We start from the raw sequence: 23,153 nt of genomic DNA, 5'->3' as shown, positions 1-23,153 counted from the left end.
TGGATGACCTCCTGTCGTTCGTGCGGTATGTTTCCTTGCTAACGTGTGAAATATGATACAATGGTGTCGGCACCAAGCCTTATCTCATATGAACGGAGCTTGATCCGGTTGGAATATATCCCTCATGATCCTCCACCCGTGCCTCAGTCTGAGACGGAGCTGGTTGGGACAAATCATACTGAACAATCCCGCGTGATTGCAATCTGTCTATTGGCAGGCAAAATCATGCTGCAAAGCGGCGGTGAGACCTATCGTGTGGAAGATACGATGAAACGCATGGCTGCCGCGCTGGGCCTTCCCCATTCGCACAGTTATGTTGTGCCCACAGGTATCTTCTTCTCGGTTGATGCAACCGAGCCTGCCAAGCTGATACGGATCTCTGAACGAACCACGGATTTGCACAAGGTATCCGAAGTGAATGCCGTTTCCCGGCGTATTGGACAAGGTGAATTGTCCGTTGAAGATGCCTATGCATTGTTACAACAAATTGAGGGACAGCCCTCCTCCTATTCTGCGGTTGTGCGGCTTACGGCGGCGGCGTTATCCAGTGGGTGCTTTACCATTATGTTTGGTGGAGGCTGGGTCGACTTTCTCCCTGCGGTACTCTGCGGTGGTATTGGCTATGCAGCGGTCATTGCCTTCCATCGACTGGTACTCGTGAAGTTTTTTGCCGAGCTGACAGCTTCATTTGTCATTGGCTTGCTCGCCTTTTTGCTTGTCTATATGGGTGCGGGTCATGAACGGGACAAAATCATTATTGGCTCAGTCATGCCCCTGGTACCGGGACTGCTGATTACCAATGCTGTGCGTGACCTGATGGCCGGGCATCTCGTGTCCGGGTTATCCAAGGGAGCCGAGGCGTTTCTGACGGCTTTTGCGATTGGTACCGGCATTGCTGTTGTTTTTTCACTTTTTACGTAAGATGGAGGAGTTGCAGGTTATGCTTCATTTTATTGAACAGGCCCTGACCAGCTTTGTCGCCTCGGCCGCATTCGGTATTATTTTCAACGCTCCTCGGCGCATGCTGCTTCACGGTGGATTTGTCGGCATGATCGGCTGGATCATCTATATTGTGCTCGAATATGCTGCGGATGCTGTTCCTGCTACACTGGCAGCGACCATCGCGGTAGGTGTCATCAGCCAGTTGTTCTCCCGCATGTTTCGCGCGCCCGTCATTATCTTCAGCGTGGCAGGCATCATTCCGCTCGTCCCCGGTGGACTGGCTTATAATGCGATGCGTAATTTTGTGCAAAATGACTACGGTGCTGCCATGGAGATGGCTGCCAAGGCGCTCATGTTATCCGGTGCCATCGCGATTGGACTTGTATTGTCCGAGGTGTTGAACCAGATGATTCGTCGTATACCCGAATCGTTGCGAGCAAAATCCTAACACAGTAGATGAATATATTATCACTAAACTAAAACGATAAAGGCCCGTTGGAGACAGGGTAAACGCTGTCATTCACGGGTCTTCTATATTTCCAGCCAATGTTGATCCGTGAACATCTAATATGCAGTGTTTTGTTTTCATCGTTGTATCCATTTGTTTGATAGCTGTACGATCCATAAAACAGAACTCCCCATGTCTATTGGACAATCCTTGTCCATTGATGCACAGTAAACCATTCTCTTTTATGGCATAGTACGCTTCATAACCGACGCAAATAAATCCGCCGCCACACCACTTCCGGATCTCATATAATGCTCTGCATCCGTACGATCAAATCCCATCCAGACTGCAGCCGTCCACTTGCTGGTATACCCTACAAACCACAGATCCCTGTTCGCCTCCTTGCTTACACCAGGTAATGCAGCCTGCGTTGTTCCTGTCTTCCCCGCTACCTTATGCTGACTCAGTTGTGCCCTGCTACCTGTTCCTTGACTGACCACATTCTGGAGCATTCCGGTCATGGCCGTTGCCGTGCTGGTGGAGATCACCTGCTTGTTCTCTGGCTTAAAAACATAGATTGTCCGACCGCGTGAATCCGTAATTTCACGAATTAGATGTGCCGTATTGGACTTGCCGTTATTGGCAAACACGGAATATGCCTGGGCCATTTTCAGTGGAGACACCCCTTTATGTAAACCACCCAAGGCAATCGACAGATTGAGATCTTCCTTGCCCAGTTCAATGCCCAATCGACCTGCAAATTGATGTGCGCGTCCCAGTCCTGTCTTATGCAGCAGCCATACAGCCGGAGCATTAATGGAATTTTCAATCGCTTGCGACATCGTAACTGTACCTCTGTAACGCCCGCCCAAGTTGCTTGGTTGATAGCTCCCATATTTCATGCGTTGATCAGGCAGCATGCTCTCTGGCTTAAACCGACCAGATTCCAATGCAGGTCCGTATGCAATAATAGGCTTAAATGCAGAACCAGGTTGCCTTGCATCCGTAGTTGCCCGGTTAATGCCTCCTTTTACGGGGTCTCGCCCGCCCATCATCGCTTTGACTTCACCGTTATGCTGGTCCAGTATGACCATACTCGCCTGCACTTGCTCATCCTCACGATCATCGATGAACCGGGAAGATTCACGGAATGCTTGCTCCATCGCCAGCTGCGCTTGATCATCCAATCCTGTACGAATGGTCCAGCCTGCGGATTTAATCTCTGCTCCACTCTTGCCTGTGAGTCGGGAAGCCTCCTCGATTACCGCATCCAAGGCAGACACGTAGGCAGGCACTGTTGAGCCTGGAGTCGATGCAGATGTTGAATTGGACGGTGGATAGTCCACACTTCGCGCTTCCTCCATCTGTTTCTTTGTAATGATTCCTTGCTCATGCATGAGGCCAAGAACCACAGAACGCCTCTCTTTGGACAGGTCTTCCCGATCCACCGGATTGTATATAGAAGGTCCCTTCGGAATTCCAGCCAGCGTAGCCATTTGCCAGATCTCCAGTTGATGTAAATCCTTGATCCCGAAGTATCGCCATGCCGCGGCTTTAACCCCATATTGCTGGCGTCCCATATAAATATGATTCAAATACAGCTCCAATAGCTCATCCTTGCTAAATCTCTTTTCCATCGCCATGGCAATCGACATTTCATTCACCTTGCGAACCAGCGTTTTATCTCCGTTCAAGTACAGATTTCTGGCTAGTTGCTGCGTAATCGAGCTGCCTCCCTGACTCAGGTTCATATGTAAAATATCCTGCACAACCGCCCTGCCAATCCCGATAAAATCCAGTCCATCGTGGTTATAGAAACGTCGATCTTCCGTAGCCAGAAACGCCTGCTTTAACAGATCGGGCATATCCTTCAAATCGGCATACTCCGCATATCCTTTGTACTTGTAATCTCGAAATTTCTGTTCCATCTGCATTGGTAATGATGGTGGAAGAGGCCACTAATATGGCCTCAGGATGATTGCGAAGTACACCTTCGCCGTAAGTAACCAGATAGATATAGCCGACCGCAAGCAAAATAACGATGACTACAGAGGCATCAAATATGTGATAAATCCCGCGCCTTATGCTGCATTTCAACATTCAGGCTCCCTAAATACATGTGGATTGGAGCTTGAATGTTCCTGTGGCTTCATTTCCACAGAATCCAGGGCAAGTTCCAGCCTTAACGTCTGTTCATACGCCAGCCTGACCCAGTGCTGAATCTCCGCTTCATCCCGGCAGCGTCCTTCTATGATCGTATCAAGCGAAGAACGAACACCGTAGATAGTCAGTTTAATCGGTAGATCGGCACTTATGCGACCAGATTGTGATCCAACCAAATCTGCTTGAATACGTTGCTTATGGATTCTCTCACTTTCTAACATCATTTGTTGCCGACTACTTTCATCATCATACATACCAGAACTGAACCATTCTTCGCCTCTCCTGTCTCGATCTGTCCACTCCTGGTCTGAACTATTTAAGCGCTCCGCTTGAATACGTATCGCAATGTCATTAAGATCCGCGGCAATCTGTCGCAACTCTCCTCCGTTCAACACTTCTATCTGTGCTGGAATTCGGCCATTTGCCAGTTCATGAGTTCCACGACCAATCACCTTGAGGTCATCTGCAATCTTCTGGGATCGAATCCAAAAAAACAACGCAAACATACCACCCCCAATGAATATAACTAATGGCGTTGTACCGATATGGTTTATCATCCAGTACATAATGCGAGTTATTCCTGTTGTCTCCGATAGGATATGATGGTGGGCAAAACGTAACATGTGATAAACGACAAATAGGAGCGCTGCGCTAAGTAACGCACTTGCTCCGCAAATATATATGTAGCTCAATCTGACTGTACGTAATAATAACCTCATGTTCGGCATCCTCCTCAATTTTGCAGTTCATGCGTTCGATTGAGGTTAAGAATATCGAATATTTCTTAATGAAGAAGTGGGTAACTTCTTATCATTTTCTTAATTCAGCATTTAGCATAAATGCTGAATCAAGAAAACTCTTATACATTAGAAGAGGATTCAGCCATGTTAACGTTCCTCTGGATCACTATTCATCGGAGGAGCAGTCACCGGAAAACGGGTAACAAAATCAGTTCGGCCCTGCTCACTATATGCAGCGATACTTCCGTGATGTAATTCAATCATGGATTTGGCAATAGCCAGTCCCAGTCCGGTGCCTCCCGTATCACGCGAGCGAGATTTGTCTACCCGGTAGAATCGATCGAATAAATGGAGCAAATCCTGCGCCGGAATCGGGTCACCATAATTGCTGATGCGCACCACAGCTTCTTCACCTTCAAGAGACAAGCCAATCTCCATCACTTTCCCCTGTGCACCATAACGGATCGCGTTACTGAACAAGTTCTCATACGCACGAACAAGCTCTCCAGGAGCGGCATTAATCCATAAAGGTTCTTGTCCACCAATGATCTTGTATGTCATGCCCGCTTCTTCCAGCATCGGAGCGAACTCCTCCGCAAGCTGCATCAGGAATGGATTCAGGTTCAAGGAAGTCAATGACAAGGGTAAGCTACCACCACTGACACGGGTATATTCGAACAAATCGTCGATCAGCTTCCTCAATGTTAAGGATTTCTCGTACGCAATACTCACGTAATAGCGCATCTCAATTTCATCCTGGTACCGATCCTTCTCTATGTATTCCAAAAATCCGAGAATAGAGGTAAGCGGAGTCCTCAAATCATGAGAAATGCCCGTAATCAAGTCATTTTTGGCAGCGACCGCACTACGCTCCTCCTGCAATGATAGCTGCAATTGTTCAGCCATTTGATTAATACTGGCAGCCACAACGCCAAATTCATCCGATGTCTTCACCTCGATCCGATGAGACAACTCCCCTTTGGCCACTTCCTGAATTCCCGCCGTAATCTCGTCCAGAACCAGCATCACCCTGCGCGTGAACAGAAAAAAGAACAACACGAAGCCAAGTATGCCAACCATGATCATTAATGGCACCGACCCAATATTGTTCACCAGCCACCTGATGCCCCTTGCAGGAATCGAATAATCAGGATAGGTCTGAGCCGCCAGAATGGAGTGTACAACTTTGCTGCCCCCATACAAAATAGCCGCCGTCAAAATACCACTCAACAGAAATGCGTAGATAAATTTCCACCGGACTGTGTTAATTAATTTTGAATTCATCTCGGAACTCCCTGCTCACGCTACTGTATCCAATTAACCTTGTAGACGCACGTGCTTATTGTGGTTTGATCATCTTATACCCAACACCCCATACCGTCTGTATGAACTTGGGATGTTTGCTGTCGAGTTCGATTTTCTCACGTATCTTGCGGATATGCACCATGACGGTGTTGTTGGACTCCATAAACTCCTCTTTCCAGACCTGTCTGTAGATCTGCTCCATACTCAGCACAGAGCCTTGATGGCGCGCCAGCAGCTCCAGAACGGCAAATTCACGGGGAGTCAAGCGAACAGGCTGCTCATCCACCCAGACCTCATGCGTATCGGTGTTGATGACCAGATCGTCAATCACCCACTCATGCTCCTTGCTTTCCCGGCCTTCATTGAAGGTATGGTACCTGCGAAGCTGTGACTTTGCCCGTGCCACTAGTTCAAGCGGGTTAAACGGCTTGGTCACATAATCATCAGCGCCGATGCTCAGCCCTGTGATTTTATCCATATCCATGCTTTTGGCGGACAGCATAATGATCGGCATTTTCTGCTCTTCCCTAATTTTCATACATGCTTCAATTCCGTCCATATTAGGCATCATGACATCCAGAATGATCAGATCAATTGGCTCTTTCTTCAATTGCTCAAGCGCCTCGATCCCATCACTGGCTGTCAGAACCCGGTATCCTTCATTGCCAAAATAAATCTCCATCAGTTTAATAATATCCTGCTCATCATCCACAAGCAGAATGGTTGCTGGCTGTGCCACGGCATTATTCCTTTCCATTCCATGAATCATTGCTTGGTCAAAGTATACCATTAGGAAATGAATCTGCGAAAATCATCGCACTCGGAAGGGCAAAAACGTTGAACTACCGTTATACTGAATGCCCTCTCATAATGGATACGATTATAGTAACCCGATACAGCTTCTGAATATGTTCATCTATCTCTCTCATCATAAGTGGTATTGTTTTCTTCCACTTGGCAATCCCTATTATTAACGTATAGTATAGTATCGTCGATCTAATCCTTGCTTAACCGTTGCTTATTGCGGATAACATGCTCTATGTATTCTATTAAATCTTGCTCTATATTCAGGCAGAACCTCGCATTATGGACCTGGGTCTATCTATTCAAACAACGCTACTTTAGGCTCTATGCCAGTCAGCGTCAGCATCGTATGCAGTTGACCCCTGTGGTGATACACATGTCCCATGATCTCAAGCAGCCACTCCAGACGACTGTACGAAGCGCCCCAATAGGAGTCAGTCACCTGCAATAATTCCTCTGTATTAAATTGTCTGTACCGATGGTAGAGGTACATCTGATTCTCAATCAGCGCTTCCCTGATCTCACTGAGTGTATTCGGCTGATTTTCCTCGTAAAACAAAGCCATTTCTTCTTCGGAAGCTCCCTCCGAAATATGTACATCTGCACGACAAATGACGGATAGATGAGAAAGCAATTCCCCAACCGGCCGTTTGCCTTCAATCGGAATCAAAGCCAAATCCTGTTCGGATAGTTGGTCACATAAATTGATTAATGATGTCACTGCCACATCAATATGTTTAAATGCAGACTGAATCAACAGAAACACTCCCTTTTTATCCCATTATACAGAACGTATGATCGCTAATCAACCATAAATTCCCCCTTTGTATATACACCAGCTTTGCTCGAAAACCAACAATGACAAACAAAAAAAGTCCCTCCTCCCTCATATAGACGGAATTTGGGACATTTTGTTGCTCCTATGATAACAAACACGAACTCAACTTGAATATAACGAACAATACGTTTGATCAAATCGTCCCGCAAGCAAGTCAGCCTTGCGAATGAAAAATTGCAGCTCCCCACAATCCCACCATTGAAAACCGATGGCGTCATGCGTATCAATTTTCAATAGAAGCAGTGTATCCGCAAGCTCTTGTTGTGTCCGTTCCTCATCTCCACCATAATGAGCAGTCAGCTTCTTCTCACACGCCTGCTTGTCATAAGCATATTCTTCACCAAGTACGATCTGTAACAGCGCCTGATGTTCAGCATCCGGATGCTGACCGTCCGGGTATCCAAACATACCACCCCAGTTCTGCGTACTCGGATGATTCCAGCTGGACTCAAATTCCAGGTATCGGTCATACAGACCTTCCTCCCCTTCGACGGCTACCGTTCCACCAGACAGCGGGGCGGCGATTGCATTCAGAGCGAGAGAATCAATGTATGCATATGTAGGAAACTCAAGGTTAGGTAGCACCGTTACCGAATGCGCTACAAAATCGTCCTCATTCAACGCAGTTTCACCATCAGGCTCTCGCCTTATCAGGTTATGAGCGTCCGGCTCGTAAATTACACGATGATCAATATGATAAGCAGGTTCATCCACACCAATGAAAAAGTATAACATGCCCCGTTCGGGCAAACTCCCGCGCCCATCATTAGGCGTATATGGCGTCAAATCCACGAGATTCAACTGGGCCAGGAACGTCATGGGCACCCCATCTTGTGTCAAAGGCCATTTCATGTTCCCCGGCAGATCCGGATTTCCACCTACACGTGAATTTCCTGTTCTGCGATACTCATCGATTGTCGATACATCAAGGCGAATTCCCCAACGGCTTGAAGATAACAGCAGATCGGCAGCATTACCCAATCCATATTCTTCAAGAGTTTTCCGGGCTTTTCTGGTCAGACGTTCACATTGTTCAGGTTTAATCATACAGATCCTCCCCTTCTGACAATACATCTATGGTGAGACATATTCAGGTTCACACCTGTATATTCTTCCGCTGACTCTTCTTTCCCTGCTTCTAGCGAAAAAAGAGACTGACATCCCTTGTCAGTCTGCTTCCTTATTATCCATTCGGCTCATTCTTAACGATCACGATTCGGTGAATCATCTTGAAAAGCACGAATATGCTCCTCGCCATCCAGAAATTCATGCGACTGGTGTGCAGCCATTACACCATGATAACTAATATCCAGACCCAAATCTTCCTCCTCTTCCGTGGAACGGACAGGAACAATCTTGCCAATCAGTTTCAGACCAATCCAGGTCATGACAAACCCCCAGACGACCAAAGCAGTGAGGCCGAGCGCTTGAACACCCAGCAGCCTCCAGCCACCTCCCATGAACAAGCCACCATCCGTTGCAAACAAACCCACGGCAATCGTTCCCCACATCCCGGATACAGCATGAACAGGGAACGCACCTACCGGATCATCAATCTGCCTGCGATCCAGCCAATTCGTTGCAGCCATCATGAGCAATCCGGATACCGCCCCGATGAATATCGCAGCCACATCACCGACAAAGGCACACCCTGCCGTAATACCGACCAGACCGGCAAGCGAGCCATTAATGACCGATGGTGCGTCTGAACGATTGAACCGGAACAAGGTGTAGAGCAGTGTAACCGCACCGCCCGAAGCAGCAGATAACATCGTAACGATAGCAATGTGACCGATCCTGACATCAGTCGCACTGAGCGTACTTCCAGCATTGAAGCCAAACCAGCCGAACCACAGCAGAAATGCGCCTACAGATGCCAGCGGCAGATTGCTCGGAAGCGCAATGGCACTCACGCCAAGCGGCGTGTATTTGCCTTTACGCGGCCCAATAATAATCGCTGCGGCCAGTGCAGAGAACCCGCCCAACGCGTGAATGACTGCGGAACCGGCAAAATCCTGCATCCCCAGCTTGCTGAGCCAACCGCCGCCCCATGCCCAGTGTCCACCAATCGGATAAATAATTGCCGTCATCAATATGATGTACAGCAGATAGGCACGAAAGTTAATCCGCTCAGCCACAGCGCCCGATACGATGGAAATGACGGCAATGGTAAACGCGGCCTGGAACAGCCAGAATGTTTCCAATGATACAGGTACGTCCAGGTGAGACAAGTCTCCATTGAGGAAAAATCCGGTTATGCCTACAAAACCTCCAGCATCAGAGCCATACATCAAGCCAAATCCGATGGCATAAAAAAGCAACGTTCCAATTGTAATGTCAGCGAAAACTTTCATAATAATATTCACGCTATTTTTATAACGTACAAAGCCAGCCTCCAGCAGGGCGAATCCGCCCTCCATCAACAAAATCATGGCTGCACTCAATACGACCCAGACCGTATCAATCCCGGAGCTTAACGTCTCCAAAGTCATGCTCATACATCCTCCGTTTCCCTAAGCTGTCTAATCTCCCGGATCGTTTCGGGCGTAAGCTCGATTTCGTCCCGTTCGATGCTGTCCGGATGCTTGATTCGTTCAGCAATGCGGTCCAGTTCTCTTATCCGCCGCCGGATTTGTTCCATTTTGCGAAAACGTTCCTTCACCTGGACCATATATTCCACCGCCTGGTGATGGGATGCAGGGCGGCCTGCGAACCATTTGCGTACAGTCGACAAGGATTGATAAGCCACTTCTTCCGCACGTTTTTTTTGTTCGAATTGTTCAATTTTATGTTTAAGCGTTTCGATCTCATTTTCTTTTTTGACCTTGAGCTGTTGGATAAGGTACAATAAATCGGACGATGATATTTGCAATGCTGTATGGTGATACACCTCGTCAATTACTAACATACCATGTCAGGACTCCTTACATATCAAGTTACTTGTTATCGATTATAGAGTCCAGCACTACTTAGCGTCAATCCTTTTTTGGTGATCGCATGATTTGAAATGACTCGTTTATAAAAAATAACTTCAACCATATTCACATAACTTCAACTAACAAAGTAAATCAAACACACCTTCGCATTCACCTTTCAGATCATCTATGATGTATATCAAGCATCCACATAGGCATTGCACTTACACAAGCTGACATCATAGAACTCATATAAAGGAGAGGATCGCACGATGTTCACTCGTAATGACGACATTCGGAGCCAAATCTGGGAAGCCGTCTCTGGACTCAATGAAGAGCAATTGAACCTCCAACCCACACCTGACCACTGGAGTATTATGCAAGTTCTCCGTCACCTGAATTTGATGGAAAGCATAATTGTGAAGCAAGCCCGCGCCGCGCTAGAGAAGGAACAGACCGTTTCTGTGGACAAAAAACCATATGAGCTTACACTGGATCGCAGCCACTCTGTCAACGCCCCGTCTCATCTCCAACCTCCTGCGGAACCAGAAACGCTGGCGAATGTTCGTCACGACCTGGAAGACTCACATCAAGCGTTGATGCACGTTGCACAAGATCATGAGGCTGAACTGCTACGAAGCAAGTCCTTTCTTCACCCGATTTTCGGTGAGATGGATCTGGTCCAGTGGATCGACTTTGCAAGCTATCATGAAGAGCGTCATCTGGCACAGATTCAGGATATTAAACAAAGGCTTGGCGTGTCGCACACCTAAGTCATCCCAATATTTACTCTATGTAAGCAAAAATAACCTCCAATCCACGCATTGTGGATCTGGAGGTTTTCATTTATTTTAAAACATGATTATAATTTCTTGCCCAAAATCGCCAAATCCCGATTGACGCCATCCAGCACAGCCACTTCAGGGTAATAGCCCCACTGTTCAAAGCCATGCTTGCGCAATAATCCCAGACTCGGTTCATTATGTCCAAACACAAAGCCCAGAATCGTCTTGATTCCAAGCGCAGGACAAGCGTCAAAAATGGTATTCAGCAAACGTCCACCAGCCCCAATTCCCCGGCACTGCTGATCCACATACACACTAACTTCCACCGTCCCATTGTACGCAGGGCGACCATAAAACGAACTCAGACTAGCCCAGGCTACAATCTGTCCCTCATGTCTCATCACCCAGAGTGGGCGGTGATCGGATGAATGCTCCTCAAACCACGGAATACGTTGTTCGACGGTCACTGGTTCCAAATCCGCCGTCACCATCCGGCTCTCAATCGTAGAATTATAGATTTCCACAATCCTTGGCAAGTCCTCACGACGCGCATACTCAATCTGCACACTATCCAGCTTCATGTCTACTCCTCCATCATCCAGATCGATTCTATCTTATGACGGTATTATAACGGAGGAAGGAAGCGGACGTCATCCCCTAACATTCAGCTCAACTCCACACTTACTCAGGCAACCCTTGAATCGTGTTCCCCCGGGTTAGCTGCTGGCTCTGATCCACCCAACGAATGTTAACAGAACGGGAAGTGAATAGATCCGGGCCATCCGATACCTGGAAATGAAGATGAGCTTCACTGGAATTACCTGAGTTACCCAGCTCTCCAATGGGGTCTCCCTGTTTGATTTTATCCCCTTTTTTGACCGCTACACTGCCTTCCTTGATGTGCCCGGTGATGCTGTATTCTCCGTTTCCATGGTCAATGACCACATTGTTACCCGCCGGTTCTTCCGGGTTCATAACACCTGGTGTGTTGTCTGGAATATCATTCTTTATTTCGACTACAGTTCCGTCCGCAGCTGCATAGAGCGGTTCACCAAAAGCGTAGTAGTTTTCGTTCACCTTCGCACCTCCGTTGTAACTGAAAGCTTCTTTGGTCCGAATGATATCTAGCGCATAGCGCTGTGTTTCATGCTCGTAATGATAGTTCGACATCACATCATTGCCTCCCCAGAACACATACCATTCACCCTTCATAGGGAATTGAAATTCGGTTTTGGTGAACGTTTGATCCGTATCTTCATGGGGTTCCAGTGGTTGGATTAATAGCCCTTCAATCTGATTGGCTTCGGTAAAATAGGCTTGAATCCCTTTGGTCCCTGTTTGATCCTTCCAGGCGAACTCAGTTAAATGGTTCGCTTTTGCATCTACCACTAGATCAAAGGAAGTTACTCCCTCAAGGAATTGATCCGCAGACGTTTTAAACTGTTCAAGCGTTAGTGCTTCCTTCAACTCGGGACTCATCTGACTGTAGATGGCATCCTTGGAACCGTTCATTAACGTATCGATGAAATTGTCGGGTGTAATGATGGCGCTCACCTCTGTACCTGGATTCTCTTCCTGATGGGTACTCTCACTCGCTTCATTGGTATTTGTCGTCTGTTCCTTGGACTGCTGCTCCGCCTGTTCGGATGTAATCGAGTTACTATTACTGCAGGCAGACAACATCACGCAGGCTCCAAGGGCAATGGCAAGCAACTTCCAGCTCTTTTTGCTCTGTAATTTCTCATGTGCAGCATATCCTGATTTCGGAAGACTTTCCCCGCCATTTAAGTGGTTCGCACGAATTTTAGATCCTTCTTTTAACCTGTTCATTCTCAACATCCCTTCTGGTGTTCGTTATACTTTCCAGTTAAGTGTACAGAATGAATCTTATCCTTCGTCTAACCCATCCTTACATGTAGTTAAACTGTGGCGTCTGCTATGGCTTCATAATTAAGATTCCGTTAAGATAGCTCACACAATACATAACCCTTTCGGATGGTATGATTAGCAATAAACAAACAGGAAGCCCTAGGAGGTCATTTCACATCATGGATCACGTCTCCATACTGCTAGTTGATGATGAACAAGCCATTTTACATATGCTCAAAACCGTCCTGCTCAAAGAGCAATTTGTAGACATAGACACCGTTACCACTGGAGAAGAGGCGATTACCGCCTGCGAAAATAAAACCTATCACTGCATCGTGCTGGACATCATGCTGCCTGGCAAAAGCGGACTGGAGATCTGTCCCTTCCTGCGGCAAGTGACCGATGCACCGATTCTTTTTCTGACCGCCAAAACAACAGATTATGACAAGTTAACCGGATTCGCCGTTGGCGGCGACGATTATGTCGTTAAACCATTTAATCCACTGGAAGTGGTCGCTCGGATCAAATCGCTGCTAAAACGCTATTTACCTACCAAAATAGCGAAGGATACAACGGCGACTCCACCCTCTTATGACGCAAATACGTCATCTCCTGCTGTGCAGGAAGGGGTATATGATTTTGGCCGTTTTCAAGTGTTTGAACAAGCTGGTGAACTTCAGGTTGAGGGGCAGCCCGTAACCTGTCCGGCCCTTGTCTATCAGCTGCTGCTCTTTTTCTGCAAGCATCCAAATCGTATTTTCACCAAATCGGAATTGTATGAGCGTGTATGGGGTTCGGAAGCCATCAGCGATGACAACACCGTTATGGTTCATATTCACCGTATCCGTGAGCGGATTGAAGCTGATCCCTCTAACCCTGCGTTTCTCGTCAATGTTCGGGGACTGGGGTACAAACTCATTCAACCTAACCAAGTGTCACGCGCATGAGTATTCGTCGCAGGTTAATGACCCGGTTTATAGGTATGCTTGCTGGCGCTGTAGTCCTTATCATCCTGTTGGGTTCTGCAGCCACCTATTGGGTCGTTCAAAAGGTAAATGAAGTAAGCCTGGTGGATGACTTCGCTACCAGTGGTCTTGACCAACTGATTAATACCGCAGAAATCATGCCCGATGGGACGGTCCGCTATGATCCCAGGCTGCTGAAGCAGGTCGAGAAAAATCAGGGATGGCTTCAGGTTGTAGATGAAAAAGGCTACGTCATTGATGATTTTGATACACCGGATGACGTTCCGAAGCAATACAAGCCTGGAGAGTTGATCGCATACTGGGAAGCCAAAAAGCCGTTCCCGTACCAAATCGTCATGCTGATTCGGGAGAAAAACGGTGAGATGTTCACCTTGCTGTACGGCGAACGCAATCAGGTCAAATCCTTACTCGATCAAGCCCGGGAGGACAGTCATTACACCGATGGAGAGCTTATGCTGCGCCCCAAACAAGAGGATGCCATCCGTTCCAAAGGTGCCTATCTGCAAATTTTGGATGCCTACGGTCAAGAGCTGGCTTCTTATAATAAACCTGCCATGGGCGTTCCCAGCAGTTACAACATACAGGAACTGGCTTTGCGTATTCGTTATCCCAATCGATATGGAATATCGATCGCAACCTTTTACGATGAACAGAATGGCACGACCTGGATGCTCAGTATACCTGTCGATCCAACTGCTACAGGGGAAGAAAATCCCTATAATTTCATTTTGACCCCAGTGCTCATCGTGCTGATCCTATCCGTTGTCATTTTGCTAATTCTGCTGGCCCTATGGTACGCCAATCGTTTCGGTTACCCCATGCTGCATATGCTCCAATGGCTCCAACGACTGGAACAAGCACATTATGAAGAACCCAAAGGCATTGGCGGCGTACCTCGCAGCCAGCGACGAAATGGCAAATGGAAACGGAAATACCACGTGTATGCCGAAGTGCTTCGCTCCATGCAGGCATTATCCGCAACATTGAAACAAGACGAAGAGCTCCGTAAACAGACCGAATCTCTGCGTGAGGAATGGATCGCCGGAATAACGCATGATCTCAAGACACCGCTATCCTCCATCCAGGGATACGCCCATATGCTTGAAGCACAGAAATATAGCTGGTCCGCGGAAGAAGTGAGAGAATTTGCGGGCATTATGCTGGACAAATCCATGTATATGGACCGACTTGTGAATGACCTTGCCATGACGTACCGATTGCGAAGCGGTGGATACCAGCCACCTGTGGAAGAAACTGACGTAAATACGCTACTTCATGATCTCGTCCAGCGTGCAGAACGCAACCCGGTATATGGCGAGGAACGTATTGTTTTCCGGCCTGCGAAAGTTCCGGTATATGGCCATGTGCATATCCCTTCGTTTGAACGCATTGTGGATAATCTGACCGCTAATGCCCTTCTGCATAATCCAGCGGAGTCGACTCTGACCGTTAGTGTGCATCCGGGTAAGCAGGCAGGTGAGTTCAGTGTTCATTTTGCCGATGATGGTCAAGGAATGGACCCGGAACTGGTCTGGAGGCTGTTTGAACGATATTACCGAGGGACCGATACAGGCACGTCCGATGTAGGATCAGGTCTTGGCATGGCGGTTACGAAAGGCTTAATTGAAGCGATGAAGGGTCGTATTGAAGTGCAATCGACTTCTGGTGAAGGTACTGTCATTCGATTAATATGGGATGGACAATCAGAACATGGGTAAAAAAACATTCCGCTTGACCTTTTCATTTTCAATCTATATAATCGACACTCAATAACACCTGTTCCAATATATTGATATGGACTTCAACGATATTAAGATCAATTCAATTGATATCGATTTTGCATATTTGGCGATGACCAGAGACAAGATTCCGTTTGCGTGCTGCCCAGAGAGAGAAGGGATTGGTGAAACCTTCTTCAGCGAACGGACCGGAATTACCCCTCTGCAGCCGTGACCTCGAACTTCAGCTTTTCGGTCTTCTTCATGAATTCCGGACAAAGCTGTCAGTAGAGTTCACCGCCTGATCCCCGATAACGGATTCCAATGAGGGTTATGATGTTCTTGCTTGCGGCGGCTGGTCGTGTTTAGGAGCATTCATAACCAAATTAGGGTGGAACCACGAGCTGAGCGCACTCGTCCCTTTTCCGGGACGGGTGTTTTTTGCGCTTCAAATTTGAATATTGGAGAGTGGTTCACATGAGTAATCCGAATAATAACAGCCAATCCAGCGACCAATCGAATGACCAAAGGCAACCCGGGCATCCGATTGAAATTCGCCTGCAAGGCGGAGCTGTACGTTCTTACGACGCAGGCATCACTGTAGGAGCGGTCGCCTCATCCATCAGCACAAGTCTGGGCAAACAAGCCATCGGCGGAATCGTAAATGGTAAGAATGTCGATCTCGACTGGGTGCTTGAGCAAGATTGCGAACTCGTCATCGTTACTTTGGACAGCGCGGAAGGTCTGTATCGTTACCGACACAGCACAGCTCATGTACTCGCGCAGGCTCTCAAACGCATCTACGGTGCGGAACAAGTGAAGCTGGGCATCGGGCCTGTCATTGAAGACGGATTTTATTACGATGTCGATCTGGAGCATGCTCTATCGATCAGTGATTTGGCTGCCATTGAGCAAGAAATGAACAAAATCATAAAAGAAAATGAAAAAATTAGCCGCCGGGTAGTTAGCCGGGAGGAAGCACTTCGCATCTTTGGAGAGATTCAGGACCCGTATAAACTTGAACTCATTCAGGATTTACCAGAGGACGCTGAGCTTTCGATTTATGACCAAGGAGAGTTTTTCGATCTCTGTCGTGGCCCACATCTTCCGTCCACTGGTCGGATCAAGGCATTCAAACTGCTGAATGTGGCTGGTGCATACTGGCGCGGCAACTCGGATAATAAAATGCTACAACGTATCTACGGCACTGCTTTCCCAAGCAAAGCCCAATTGGATGAACATCTGCACATGTTGGAAGAAGCGAAGAAACGGGATCACCGCAAACTGGGCAAAGAGCTTGAACTGTTCATGTTCTCTGAAGAAGCACCCGGTATGCCGTTCTATCTGCCCAAAGGCATGACTGTCCGTACAGAACTGGAGCAATTCTCCCGTGAATTGCAACTACAGGAAGGCTATCAGGAAGTTCGCACTCCCCTCATGATGAACAACCGTCTGTGGGAGCAATCCGGTCACTGGGAACATTACAAGGACAATATGTATTTCTCGGAAGTGGACGATGCCACTTTTGCCTTGAAACCAATGAACTGCCCGGGACACATGCTGATTTTCAAAAATACACTTCATTCCTATCGTGAGCTGCCGATTCGTATGATGGAATTCGGTCAGGTCCACCGCCATGAATTCTCAGGTGCTCTGAATGGCATGATGCGGGTGCGGACTTTCTGTCAGGATGATGCCCATCTATATGTTATGCCAGAGCAGATCGAGGAAGAGATCAACCAGGCGATCTCATTGATCGGACGCATGTACGACATCTTTGGATTCGAGTACAACATTGAGTTGTCCACTCGCCCGGACGATTCCATGGGATCGGAAGAACTGTGGGATCAAGCAGAAAGAGCATTGCAAAATGTACTTGATCGGCGCGGGGTGAAATACCGCATTAACGAGGGTGATGGTGCCTTTTACGGTCCAAAAATTGACTTCCACATTCTCGATGCACTGAAGCGCAGCTGGCAGTGCGGAACAATTCAGCTTGATTTCCAAATGCCCGAGAAATTCGATCTCACTTATATTGGCGAGGATAGCCTGAAACACCGTCCTGTCGTGATCCACCGTGCCATCTATGGTTCAATTGATCGTTTCATCGGCATCCTGACTGAACATTATGCAGGTGCGTTTCCACTCTGGCTCGCGCCCGTTCAAGTGAAGCTGCTGCCAGTGTCGGATCATTACGCAGACTATGCGCTTCAAGTTCAGAGCCAGCTACGGGCTGCTGGCATTCGGGTAGAAACAGACTTGCGCAGTGAGAAGCTCGGTTACAAAATCCGTGAAGCCCAGATGGAAAAAGTGCCTTACTCGCTCGTACTCGGGGAAAATGAGAAAAATGCCTCATCCGCCTCTGTCCGTGCATACGGCCAGGGCGATCAAGGCATTCAGCGCATTGAAGCATTTATTGAGCGGATTCAGCAAGCTGTGAAGGCCAAAGCCTAAGCGCTTAATCAGGAATTGGTTAAAACTTAACGTTGGAGGCAGACCGCTATGGAAAACGGCTGCCTCTAATTCTGTTCAAAGGACGTCTCCCCTTCTGCTTCGAGCGGTCAGCAATTACAATTTTTCTTCAGGTCTAAGTCCAACTTGCTCTTCGCTCCATGTCCAGAAACGCTCAGCGGCTGCGGCATCCAGCGCATGAGCTTTCAATTCCTGATCCTTTTGTTGATAAAAGTAACGCCCGGTTACCCCGGCGACTTCAGGGCTTGTGGCGAGATGGATGGTCGTTTGTGCCCCTTCTTCAGGTGAAAGAAAAAACGGTAGTTTGCCCACCAAAGCCATAATTCGAGTGCCAAAACCGGTATTGCGGTCTACGCCAATACTTGTACCCACCGCACCAGGATGAAGGCAGTTGACCGTGATTCGGGTATCCGCCAATTTGCGGGCCAGAACACGGGTGAACAACACGTTAGCCAGCTTGGATTGAGCATAACTTTTGATTGGATTGTAGCCTTTGTGCAAGTGGGGATCTTCGAAATGGATTTTGCCGGCTTTGTAGGCACCAGACGAAACATTTACAATACGCCCCTGCTTCGCAGACTTCAAAGGTTCGATCAGGAGTAAGGTAAGCAGGAAATGTCCAAGATGGTTAATACCGATGGCTTGTTCGAAACCGTCGGAGGTTTCTTGGCGCTTCAACATCACGACACCCGCATTATTAACGAGAACGTCAAGTATGTCGTAACGCTCACGGAAGGATTGTGCAAAATGGCGGATGCTCTCCAGTGACCCCAGGTCACACAGCATCAGTTCAATCGCAGTAGAGCCGGACTGACGCAGCGCCTCCTCCAGTGCCTGCTGTCCGCGCTTCTCGCTGCGGCACGCCATAATCACGTGATACCCTTGCCTTGCAAGTTCAATGGTGGTTGCCAGACCCATGCCTGAGTTAGCTCCCGTAACAATGGCTGTTGGAATGGACATCAGGTACTTCCCTTCTGAACCAGAGGTTCTTCATATTTTGAGACAGTCATCCTCTTGTTTTTAAAGCACTGCTGACCTCAATATGAGATAATCAAAAGATCACATATTGGTCTTATAGGGAGGATACGCATGCTAACCAAAGAAGACTTCAAGAAACTGAAAAAAGAAGCGAAACTTGAGATTGCACTAATCGAACAGGAAGTTCAAAATCTCCAGCAAAAGATAGACTCATCCCTGTATGAAAAAGATAAACTGTGGAACGATGAAGAGATTGGTGAGCTTACCCAAAAACGGAAAGAGCGAAAATATAGTTCATGGACGATTGAATTATGCTCGATCATTGAAGACCTGCTGAATCAACTATACCAGCAAACGTATCAAAAAAAATTTAATTCGATCCAGCTGATGAAAACTCCTGCATACCGTTCATTATCCAATATCGAGATCCTTCAGGCTGAATTGAAAAATCAGCATCTTTCCCTGAAATCGGGAGAAGAGAAATTTGAAGAAGAAATAGCCAAAGTGTTTCAACAGAGAAATAAACTTATTCACTCCAACTTTTCTTATGCTTCCATCATTAGAGAAAATCACGATGCAAAGCAAGAGTTTGAATCCATCCTGGATACGGTGAAAAAATATAGAAAACACTTGAAATATAATCAGCCAGAGAACTGACGAATGCATGATACATGCAAAATGGCCCTACACGACAAAGGAGGTGCACCGGATTCGCTCCGGAAACAAATATGAACAATCAATCCATGGATATTACGGTTCTAAATCTTCATATTGTCACACCTGCGGGTAAAAACCCGATCTACCCTGTTATGTTGCGCGATGAAGATGGTATTACGCTTGTGGATACAGGCATGATTGGCCAATTCGCCGAACTTCAGTCCGCACTGGAACATGAAGGCGTTCAGCTATCTGATATCAAACGCATTATTGTAACACATTCCGATATAGACCACATTGGTAACCTTGGTGCTCTTGTGAATGCTGTTCCAGATGTGGAAATCTGGGCGCATAGCGATGAAATTCCGTATATCACGGGCAAAGAGCCCATGATAAAGTTCACACCAGAACGCAAAGCGTTGCTGCCTGAACCTATAGCGGAGCTCGCGGAACAATTGATCTCACAACGGACTGAGTTCAAAATATCCAAAGTGCTAGAGGACGGTGACATGCTATCCCTACAAGGCGGTATTCAGGTCATTCATACACCCGGACACACCCCAGGACATATCTGCCTGTACTTCCGGGAGCAACAGTGCCTGCTCGCTGCCGATGCATTGCGTGTGGTCGATGATGAATTGGTGGGTCCTTCTCCACCCGCAACACCGGACATGCCTGAAGCACTGCGCAGTTTGAAAAGGCTGCTTGGCCTGAAGCTGGAGAAGGTGCTTTGTTACCATGGTGGCGAGTACACCAATGAGCCCAGTCAGCGCATTGCTGAACTCGCGGAAAGCGCTGACTAATTGGTACCTGCAACTAAGTTATATTTACGTAAATATTGAATCGAAGGGGCTGTCCCATACGTCATGAACATGGCGGGACAACCCCTTTTCTATTGTAAATGTTACGGGTATGGCGTCAGAACGATCAGTTGGTCATCTCCATCGCTCGGAGATCCCCTACCATCCCGGTTGTTCGTCAGCACGTATAACTTCCCGCCTTCTCCGGCAGTCACATTGCGAATGCGTCCCCACTCGTTCTTAAAAATCGGTTCCACCTGCGTTACTTGTGTACCATCTTCGGACAGAGTAACTTTGAGCAGTTGTTCACCTCGCAGATTGGCAGCAAGCAATGACCCGGCCCATGGTCCTTCCTCTATAAAAGCTACTCCTGATGGTGCCCATGTTTCATTCCCACTATGGGCAAGCGGAGCCTGATATGTGCCGTTGTCATCATCGTCTCCCTCCACCTCAGGCCAGCCATAATTCTCACCGGCTTCAATGCGGTTAATTTCATCAAAATTACGTTGACCATGCTCTGTGGCATACAGATAACCATTGTCCGAGTTCCAAGCCAGGCCCTGTGCGTTCCGATGCCCCATGCTGTACACAGGTGAATTAGGCCACGGGTTATCTTCTGGGATCGATCCGTCGAGACCAATCCGTAATATTTTGCCACCCAAGCTATCTTCGTTCTGGGCCAGCTCCGGTTCATATCGTTCACCTGTCGTAATATAGAGCAGATTGTCCGGGCCAATCTTGATCCGTCCTCCATTGTGATTCACCCCGCCAGGAATGTCACTGAGCAGCTCCTTGTCCATGGTCGCCTTCCCGTCGCTCACTTTCAAGCGCAATACCCGATTGGCAATGTCACCACCACCTTCCAGATAGGAATGGTATGCATACAGATAGCCGTTATCATCAAAATCCGGATCAGCAGCAAGTCCAAGCAGGCCACCCTCCCCCTCTTCGTTAAACGGAGCAGCAAATTCAATCAAAGGTTCAGATGCCAGCTCTCCGTTCTCGATGACCCGAATGGTACCCGGTCGCTCTGTTACAAACATCCGTCCATCAGGCACGCTTACCAACTCCCAAGGTACATTGAGTCCGTCGGCTAGCACGGAAGCCTCGTAAGGAATTACAGCATTTTCGTCTGTTTCCTCTTCTCCACCACTCGCACCGTCTTTACCACCTTCCCCTGTCTGTCCCTGACCTGCACCCTGTCCTTGTGATGTTTGCTGCGATTCTGTCGCCGGGTCACCCGAAGCACAAGCAGTTAGCAAAGCCATACTGAGTAACGAAGCATATAACGGAACGCTTAGTCGATTATTCATGGATACATCTCCCTTCTAATTTTGTTATATCGTGTAATCCTGATTTCAAGGACCGTCCATTTCTAAAGTAAGTAAATAAGTAAGTATGGCAACCCTACGCGGTTTCGCCCTGTATTACCCTCCCCACCTGCCACTCAAACGGGTAGATAAAGCTAATTTTCGGTCATCATGCCTGCCTCCATTTGGATTTCCTCGATATTCTTCTATAATAGAAAGATAGAACGAACTGAAAGGTGGACAACTACACTCATGAATCAAACTCCTTTATCCCGGCTGGAAGCTGGTCTGTCTACGCAAGGATTGGACGCCATGCTGATTACAGATCCGAAACATATTTACTATTTAACAGGTTTTGCGAGTAATCCGCATGAACGTTTCCTTGGGCTTGTCCTTGCACGCGGCGAAGATCCGCTGTTGATCGTGCCTGCACTCGATGAGGAAGCTGCCACTGCCGCTTCTTCGGTATCCAACATTGCCACGCATTCAGATACGGACAATCCTTACGCCTTATTTGAGCGTTATCAAGGACGTCTGGGCCGCGTAGGTCTCGAAAAAGAATACGTGACTGTCGCACGTTATGAACAGTTGACAGCCGCCCTTGGTGCTGCCAACTTTGAAGATGTCGGTCCTCTGCTTCGCACCTTGCGTGTGAAAAAAACACCGGATGAAGTTGCTCGCATTCGCCACGCCATTCATCTGATTGAAGAGACACTTCGTCAAGGACTGTCTCACGTTCGTACAGGCGTAACGGAAATTGAACTGGTTGCCGAAATGGAATACCAGATGAAGAAACTGGGTGCAGACGGCCCTTCCTTCGATACGATGGTGCTCACTGGACCCAAAACAGGCTTGCCACACGGCACACCCGGTGAACGCAAATTACAGCATGGCGATCTGTTGATGTTCGATATGGGTGTCTACGCTGGTGGGTATGCATCAGATATTACGCGCACATTTGCTTTTGGTGACATTTCACCTGAACTTAAAACCATCTATAACACTGTGCTCGCAGCAAATGAAGCTGCCATTCGGGCAGTTAAGCCAGGTGTCACCTGTGCGGATATTGACCGTGCAGCACGCCAGGTTACGGAAGAAGCCGGATACGGCGAACGTTTCCTACACAGAGTTGGACATGGAATGGGCATTGACGTGCATGAGTATCCTTCACTGCATGGTCAGAACATGGACTTTCTGGAGGAAGGTACGGTATTTACGATTGAGCCGGGCATTTATGTAACCGGCGCAGGCGGTGTGCGTATCGAGGATGATGTACTTGTGACGGAAACTGGCGTTGAGGTGCTGACGTCCTATCCAAAAGAGCTGCAAATTCTGACGGACTAATCCTTTTTGGCCATAACCAAAAGTCCCGCGAAACCATGAATGAATGGCTTTGCGGGACTTTTGTGTTGAATTCAACATT

Annotated in this window: 22 protein-coding genes; 9 read left to right on the top strand and 13 right to left on the bottom strand. The window is 47.7% G+C overall.

Annotated features, from left to right (window positions below):
* Positions 1 to 225 precede the first annotated feature (225 nt).
* Together ACDJ58_RS06065 and ACDJ58_RS06060 are read left to right on the top strand one after the other, a co-directional pair.
* Positions 226 to 921 carry a threonine/serine exporter family protein gene (locus ACDJ58_RS06065; RefSeq protein ID WP_231952780.1) on the top strand — a complete coding sequence of 232 codons (696 nt, stop codon included), beginning with the start codon at positions 226 to 228 and terminating at the stop codon, positions 919 to 921.
* Between the two features lie 19 nt (positions 922 to 940).
* Positions 941 to 1,390 carry a threonine/serine exporter family protein gene (locus ACDJ58_RS06060; protein ID WP_063564353.1) on the top strand — a complete coding sequence of 150 codons (450 nt, stop codon included), beginning with the start codon at positions 941 to 943 and terminating at the stop codon, positions 1,388 to 1,390.
* Between the two features lie 242 nt (positions 1,391 to 1,632).
* Here the strand turns inward: ACDJ58_RS06060 and ACDJ58_RS06055 are convergent, their stop codons facing one another.
* From ACDJ58_RS06055 to ACDJ58_RS06015, 9 genes are all read right to left on the bottom strand, one after another.
* On the bottom strand, positions 1,633 to 3,255 hold the full coding sequence (locus tag ACDJ58_RS06055) for a transglycosylase domain-containing protein (protein WP_413379512.1): 1,623 nt from the start codon (positions 3,253 to 3,255) through the stop codon (positions 1,633 to 1,635).
* A complete protein-coding gene (locus ACDJ58_RS06050) occupies positions 3,200 to 3,490 on the bottom strand; it encodes a hypothetical protein (protein ID WP_413376319.1) in 291 nt (96 codons plus the stop codon). The genes ACDJ58_RS06055 and ACDJ58_RS06050 overlap by 56 nt, the downstream gene beginning before the upstream one ends.
* Positions 3,484 to 4,272 carry a hypothetical protein gene (locus ACDJ58_RS06045; RefSeq protein WP_413376317.1) on the bottom strand — a complete coding sequence of 263 codons (789 nt, stop codon included), beginning with the start codon at positions 4,270 to 4,272 and terminating at the stop codon, positions 3,484 to 3,486. The genes ACDJ58_RS06050 and ACDJ58_RS06045 overlap by 7 nt, the downstream gene beginning before the upstream one ends.
* 168 nt (positions 4,273 to 4,440) lie before the next feature.
* Positions 4,441 to 5,577 (bottom strand): sensor histidine kinase, encoded by a 1,137-nt coding sequence (locus ACDJ58_RS06040; protein WP_413376315.1) that lies wholly within the window; start codon positions 5,575 to 5,577, stop codon positions 4,441 to 4,443.
* 55 nt (positions 5,578 to 5,632) lie between these two features.
* Entirely contained in the window at positions 5,633 to 6,355 is a 723-nt protein-coding gene (locus ACDJ58_RS06035; protein ID WP_063564620.1) for a response regulator transcription factor, read from the bottom strand.
* A 345-nt stretch (positions 6,356 to 6,700) separates the two neighbouring features.
* Positions 6,701 to 7,168 (bottom strand): DinB family protein, encoded by a 468-nt coding sequence (locus tag ACDJ58_RS06030; protein ID WP_413376312.1) that lies wholly within the window; start codon positions 7,166 to 7,168, stop codon positions 6,701 to 6,703.
* Positions 7,169 to 7,342: 174 nt separating this feature from the next.
* A complete protein-coding gene (locus tag ACDJ58_RS06025) occupies positions 7,343 to 8,287 on the bottom strand; it encodes a DUF1963 domain-containing protein (RefSeq protein ID WP_413376310.1) in 945 nt (314 codons plus the stop codon).
* Positions 8,288 to 8,442: 155 nt separating this feature from the next.
* Positions 8,443 to 9,732, bottom strand: coding sequence for an ammonium transporter (locus ACDJ58_RS06020; protein WP_413379509.1), 1,290 nt, complete (start codon positions 9,730 to 9,732; stop codon positions 8,443 to 8,445).
* A 2-nt stretch (positions 9,733 to 9,734) separates the two neighbouring features.
* A complete protein-coding gene (locus ACDJ58_RS06015) occupies positions 9,735 to 10,148 on the bottom strand; it encodes a hypothetical protein (RefSeq protein ID WP_063564360.1) in 414 nt (137 codons plus the stop codon).
* Positions 10,149 to 10,427: 279 nt separating this feature from the next.
* Between ACDJ58_RS06015 and ACDJ58_RS06010 the strand changes: the two genes are divergently transcribed.
* Positions 10,428 to 10,928, top strand: a complete 501-nt coding sequence (locus tag ACDJ58_RS06010) for a DinB family protein (RefSeq protein ID WP_413376308.1) — start codon at positions 10,428 to 10,430, stop codon at positions 10,926 to 10,928.
* An 89-nt stretch (positions 10,929 to 11,017) separates the two neighbouring features.
* Here ACDJ58_RS06010 and ACDJ58_RS06005 read toward each other — a convergent pair whose 3' ends face one another.
* Both ACDJ58_RS06005 and ACDJ58_RS06000 read right to left on the bottom strand, forming a co-directional pair.
* A complete protein-coding gene (locus ACDJ58_RS06005) occupies positions 11,018 to 11,521 on the bottom strand; it encodes an N-acetyltransferase family protein (RefSeq protein ID WP_413376306.1) in 504 nt (167 codons plus the stop codon).
* A gap of 100 nt (positions 11,522 to 11,621) precedes the next feature.
* Positions 11,622 to 12,770 carry a M23 family metallopeptidase gene (locus ACDJ58_RS06000; RefSeq protein ID WP_413376304.1) on the bottom strand — a complete coding sequence of 383 codons (1,149 nt, stop codon included), beginning with the start codon at positions 12,768 to 12,770 and terminating at the stop codon, positions 11,622 to 11,624.
* A 218-nt stretch (positions 12,771 to 12,988) separates the two neighbouring features.
* Here ACDJ58_RS06000 and ACDJ58_RS05995 point away from each other — a divergent pair, with 218 nt between their 5' ends.
* The 3 genes from ACDJ58_RS05995 to thrS all read left to right on the top strand — a co-directional run bounded on the left by ACDJ58_RS05995 (position 12,989) and on the right by thrS (position 17,967).
* Positions 12,989 to 13,756, top strand: coding sequence for a response regulator transcription factor (locus ACDJ58_RS05995; protein ID WP_413376302.1), 768 nt, complete (start codon positions 12,989 to 12,991; stop codon positions 13,754 to 13,756).
* Positions 13,753 to 15,513 (top strand): sensor histidine kinase, encoded by a 1,761-nt coding sequence (locus ACDJ58_RS05990; protein WP_413376300.1) that lies wholly within the window; start codon positions 13,753 to 13,755, stop codon positions 15,511 to 15,513. Before ACDJ58_RS05995 ends, ACDJ58_RS05990 begins: the two co-directional genes overlap by 4 nt.
* 477 nt (positions 15,514 to 15,990) lie before the next feature.
* The gene (thrS, locus tag ACDJ58_RS05985) at positions 15,991 to 17,967 is read left to right on the top strand and encodes a threonine--tRNA ligase (protein ID WP_413376298.1); all 1,977 of its coding nucleotides are present in this window, start codon (positions 15,991 to 15,993) and stop codon (positions 17,965 to 17,967) included.
* A gap of 114 nt (positions 17,968 to 18,081) precedes the next feature.
* Here thrS and ACDJ58_RS05980 read toward each other — a convergent pair whose 3' ends face one another.
* A complete protein-coding gene (locus tag ACDJ58_RS05980; protein ID WP_413376296.1) occupies positions 18,082 to 18,945 on the bottom strand; it encodes an SDR family oxidoreductase in 864 nt (287 codons plus the stop codon).
* A 129-nt stretch (positions 18,946 to 19,074) separates the two neighbouring features.
* Here ACDJ58_RS05980 and ACDJ58_RS05975 point away from each other — a divergent pair, with 129 nt between their 5' ends.
* Together ACDJ58_RS05975 and ACDJ58_RS05970 are read left to right on the top strand one after the other, a co-directional pair.
* Positions 19,075 to 19,620, top strand: a complete 546-nt coding sequence (locus ACDJ58_RS05975; RefSeq protein ID WP_413376294.1) for a hypothetical protein — start codon at positions 19,075 to 19,077, stop codon at positions 19,618 to 19,620.
* A gap of 71 nt (positions 19,621 to 19,691) precedes the next feature.
* A complete protein-coding gene (locus ACDJ58_RS05970) occupies positions 19,692 to 20,423 on the top strand; it encodes an MBL fold metallo-hydrolase (protein ID WP_413376292.1) in 732 nt (243 codons plus the stop codon).
* Positions 20,424 to 20,524: 101 nt separating this feature from the next.
* Here the strand turns inward: ACDJ58_RS05970 and ACDJ58_RS05965 are convergent, their stop codons facing one another.
* The gene (locus ACDJ58_RS05965; protein WP_413376290.1) at positions 20,525 to 21,733 is read right to left on the bottom strand and encodes a PQQ-dependent sugar dehydrogenase; all 1,209 of its coding nucleotides are present in this window, start codon (positions 21,731 to 21,733) and stop codon (positions 20,525 to 20,527) included.
* Positions 21,734 to 21,982: 249 nt separating this feature from the next.
* Between ACDJ58_RS05965 and ACDJ58_RS05960 the strand changes: the two genes are divergently transcribed.
* Positions 21,983 to 23,074, top strand: coding sequence for a M24 family metallopeptidase (locus ACDJ58_RS05960; RefSeq protein ID WP_413376288.1), 1,092 nt, complete (start codon positions 21,983 to 21,985; stop codon positions 23,072 to 23,074).
* The last annotated feature ends 79 nt before the right edge of the window (positions 23,075 to 23,153 follow it).

Source organism: Paenibacillus taichungensis, from assembly GCF_047302525.1.
Taxonomy (GTDB): Bacteria; Bacillota; Bacilli; order Paenibacillales; family Paenibacillaceae; genus Paenibacillus; species Paenibacillus taichungensis_B.
The sequence above is the reverse complement of the archived record's forward strand: the minus strand, read 5'-3'. Positions and strand labels throughout refer to the sequence as shown.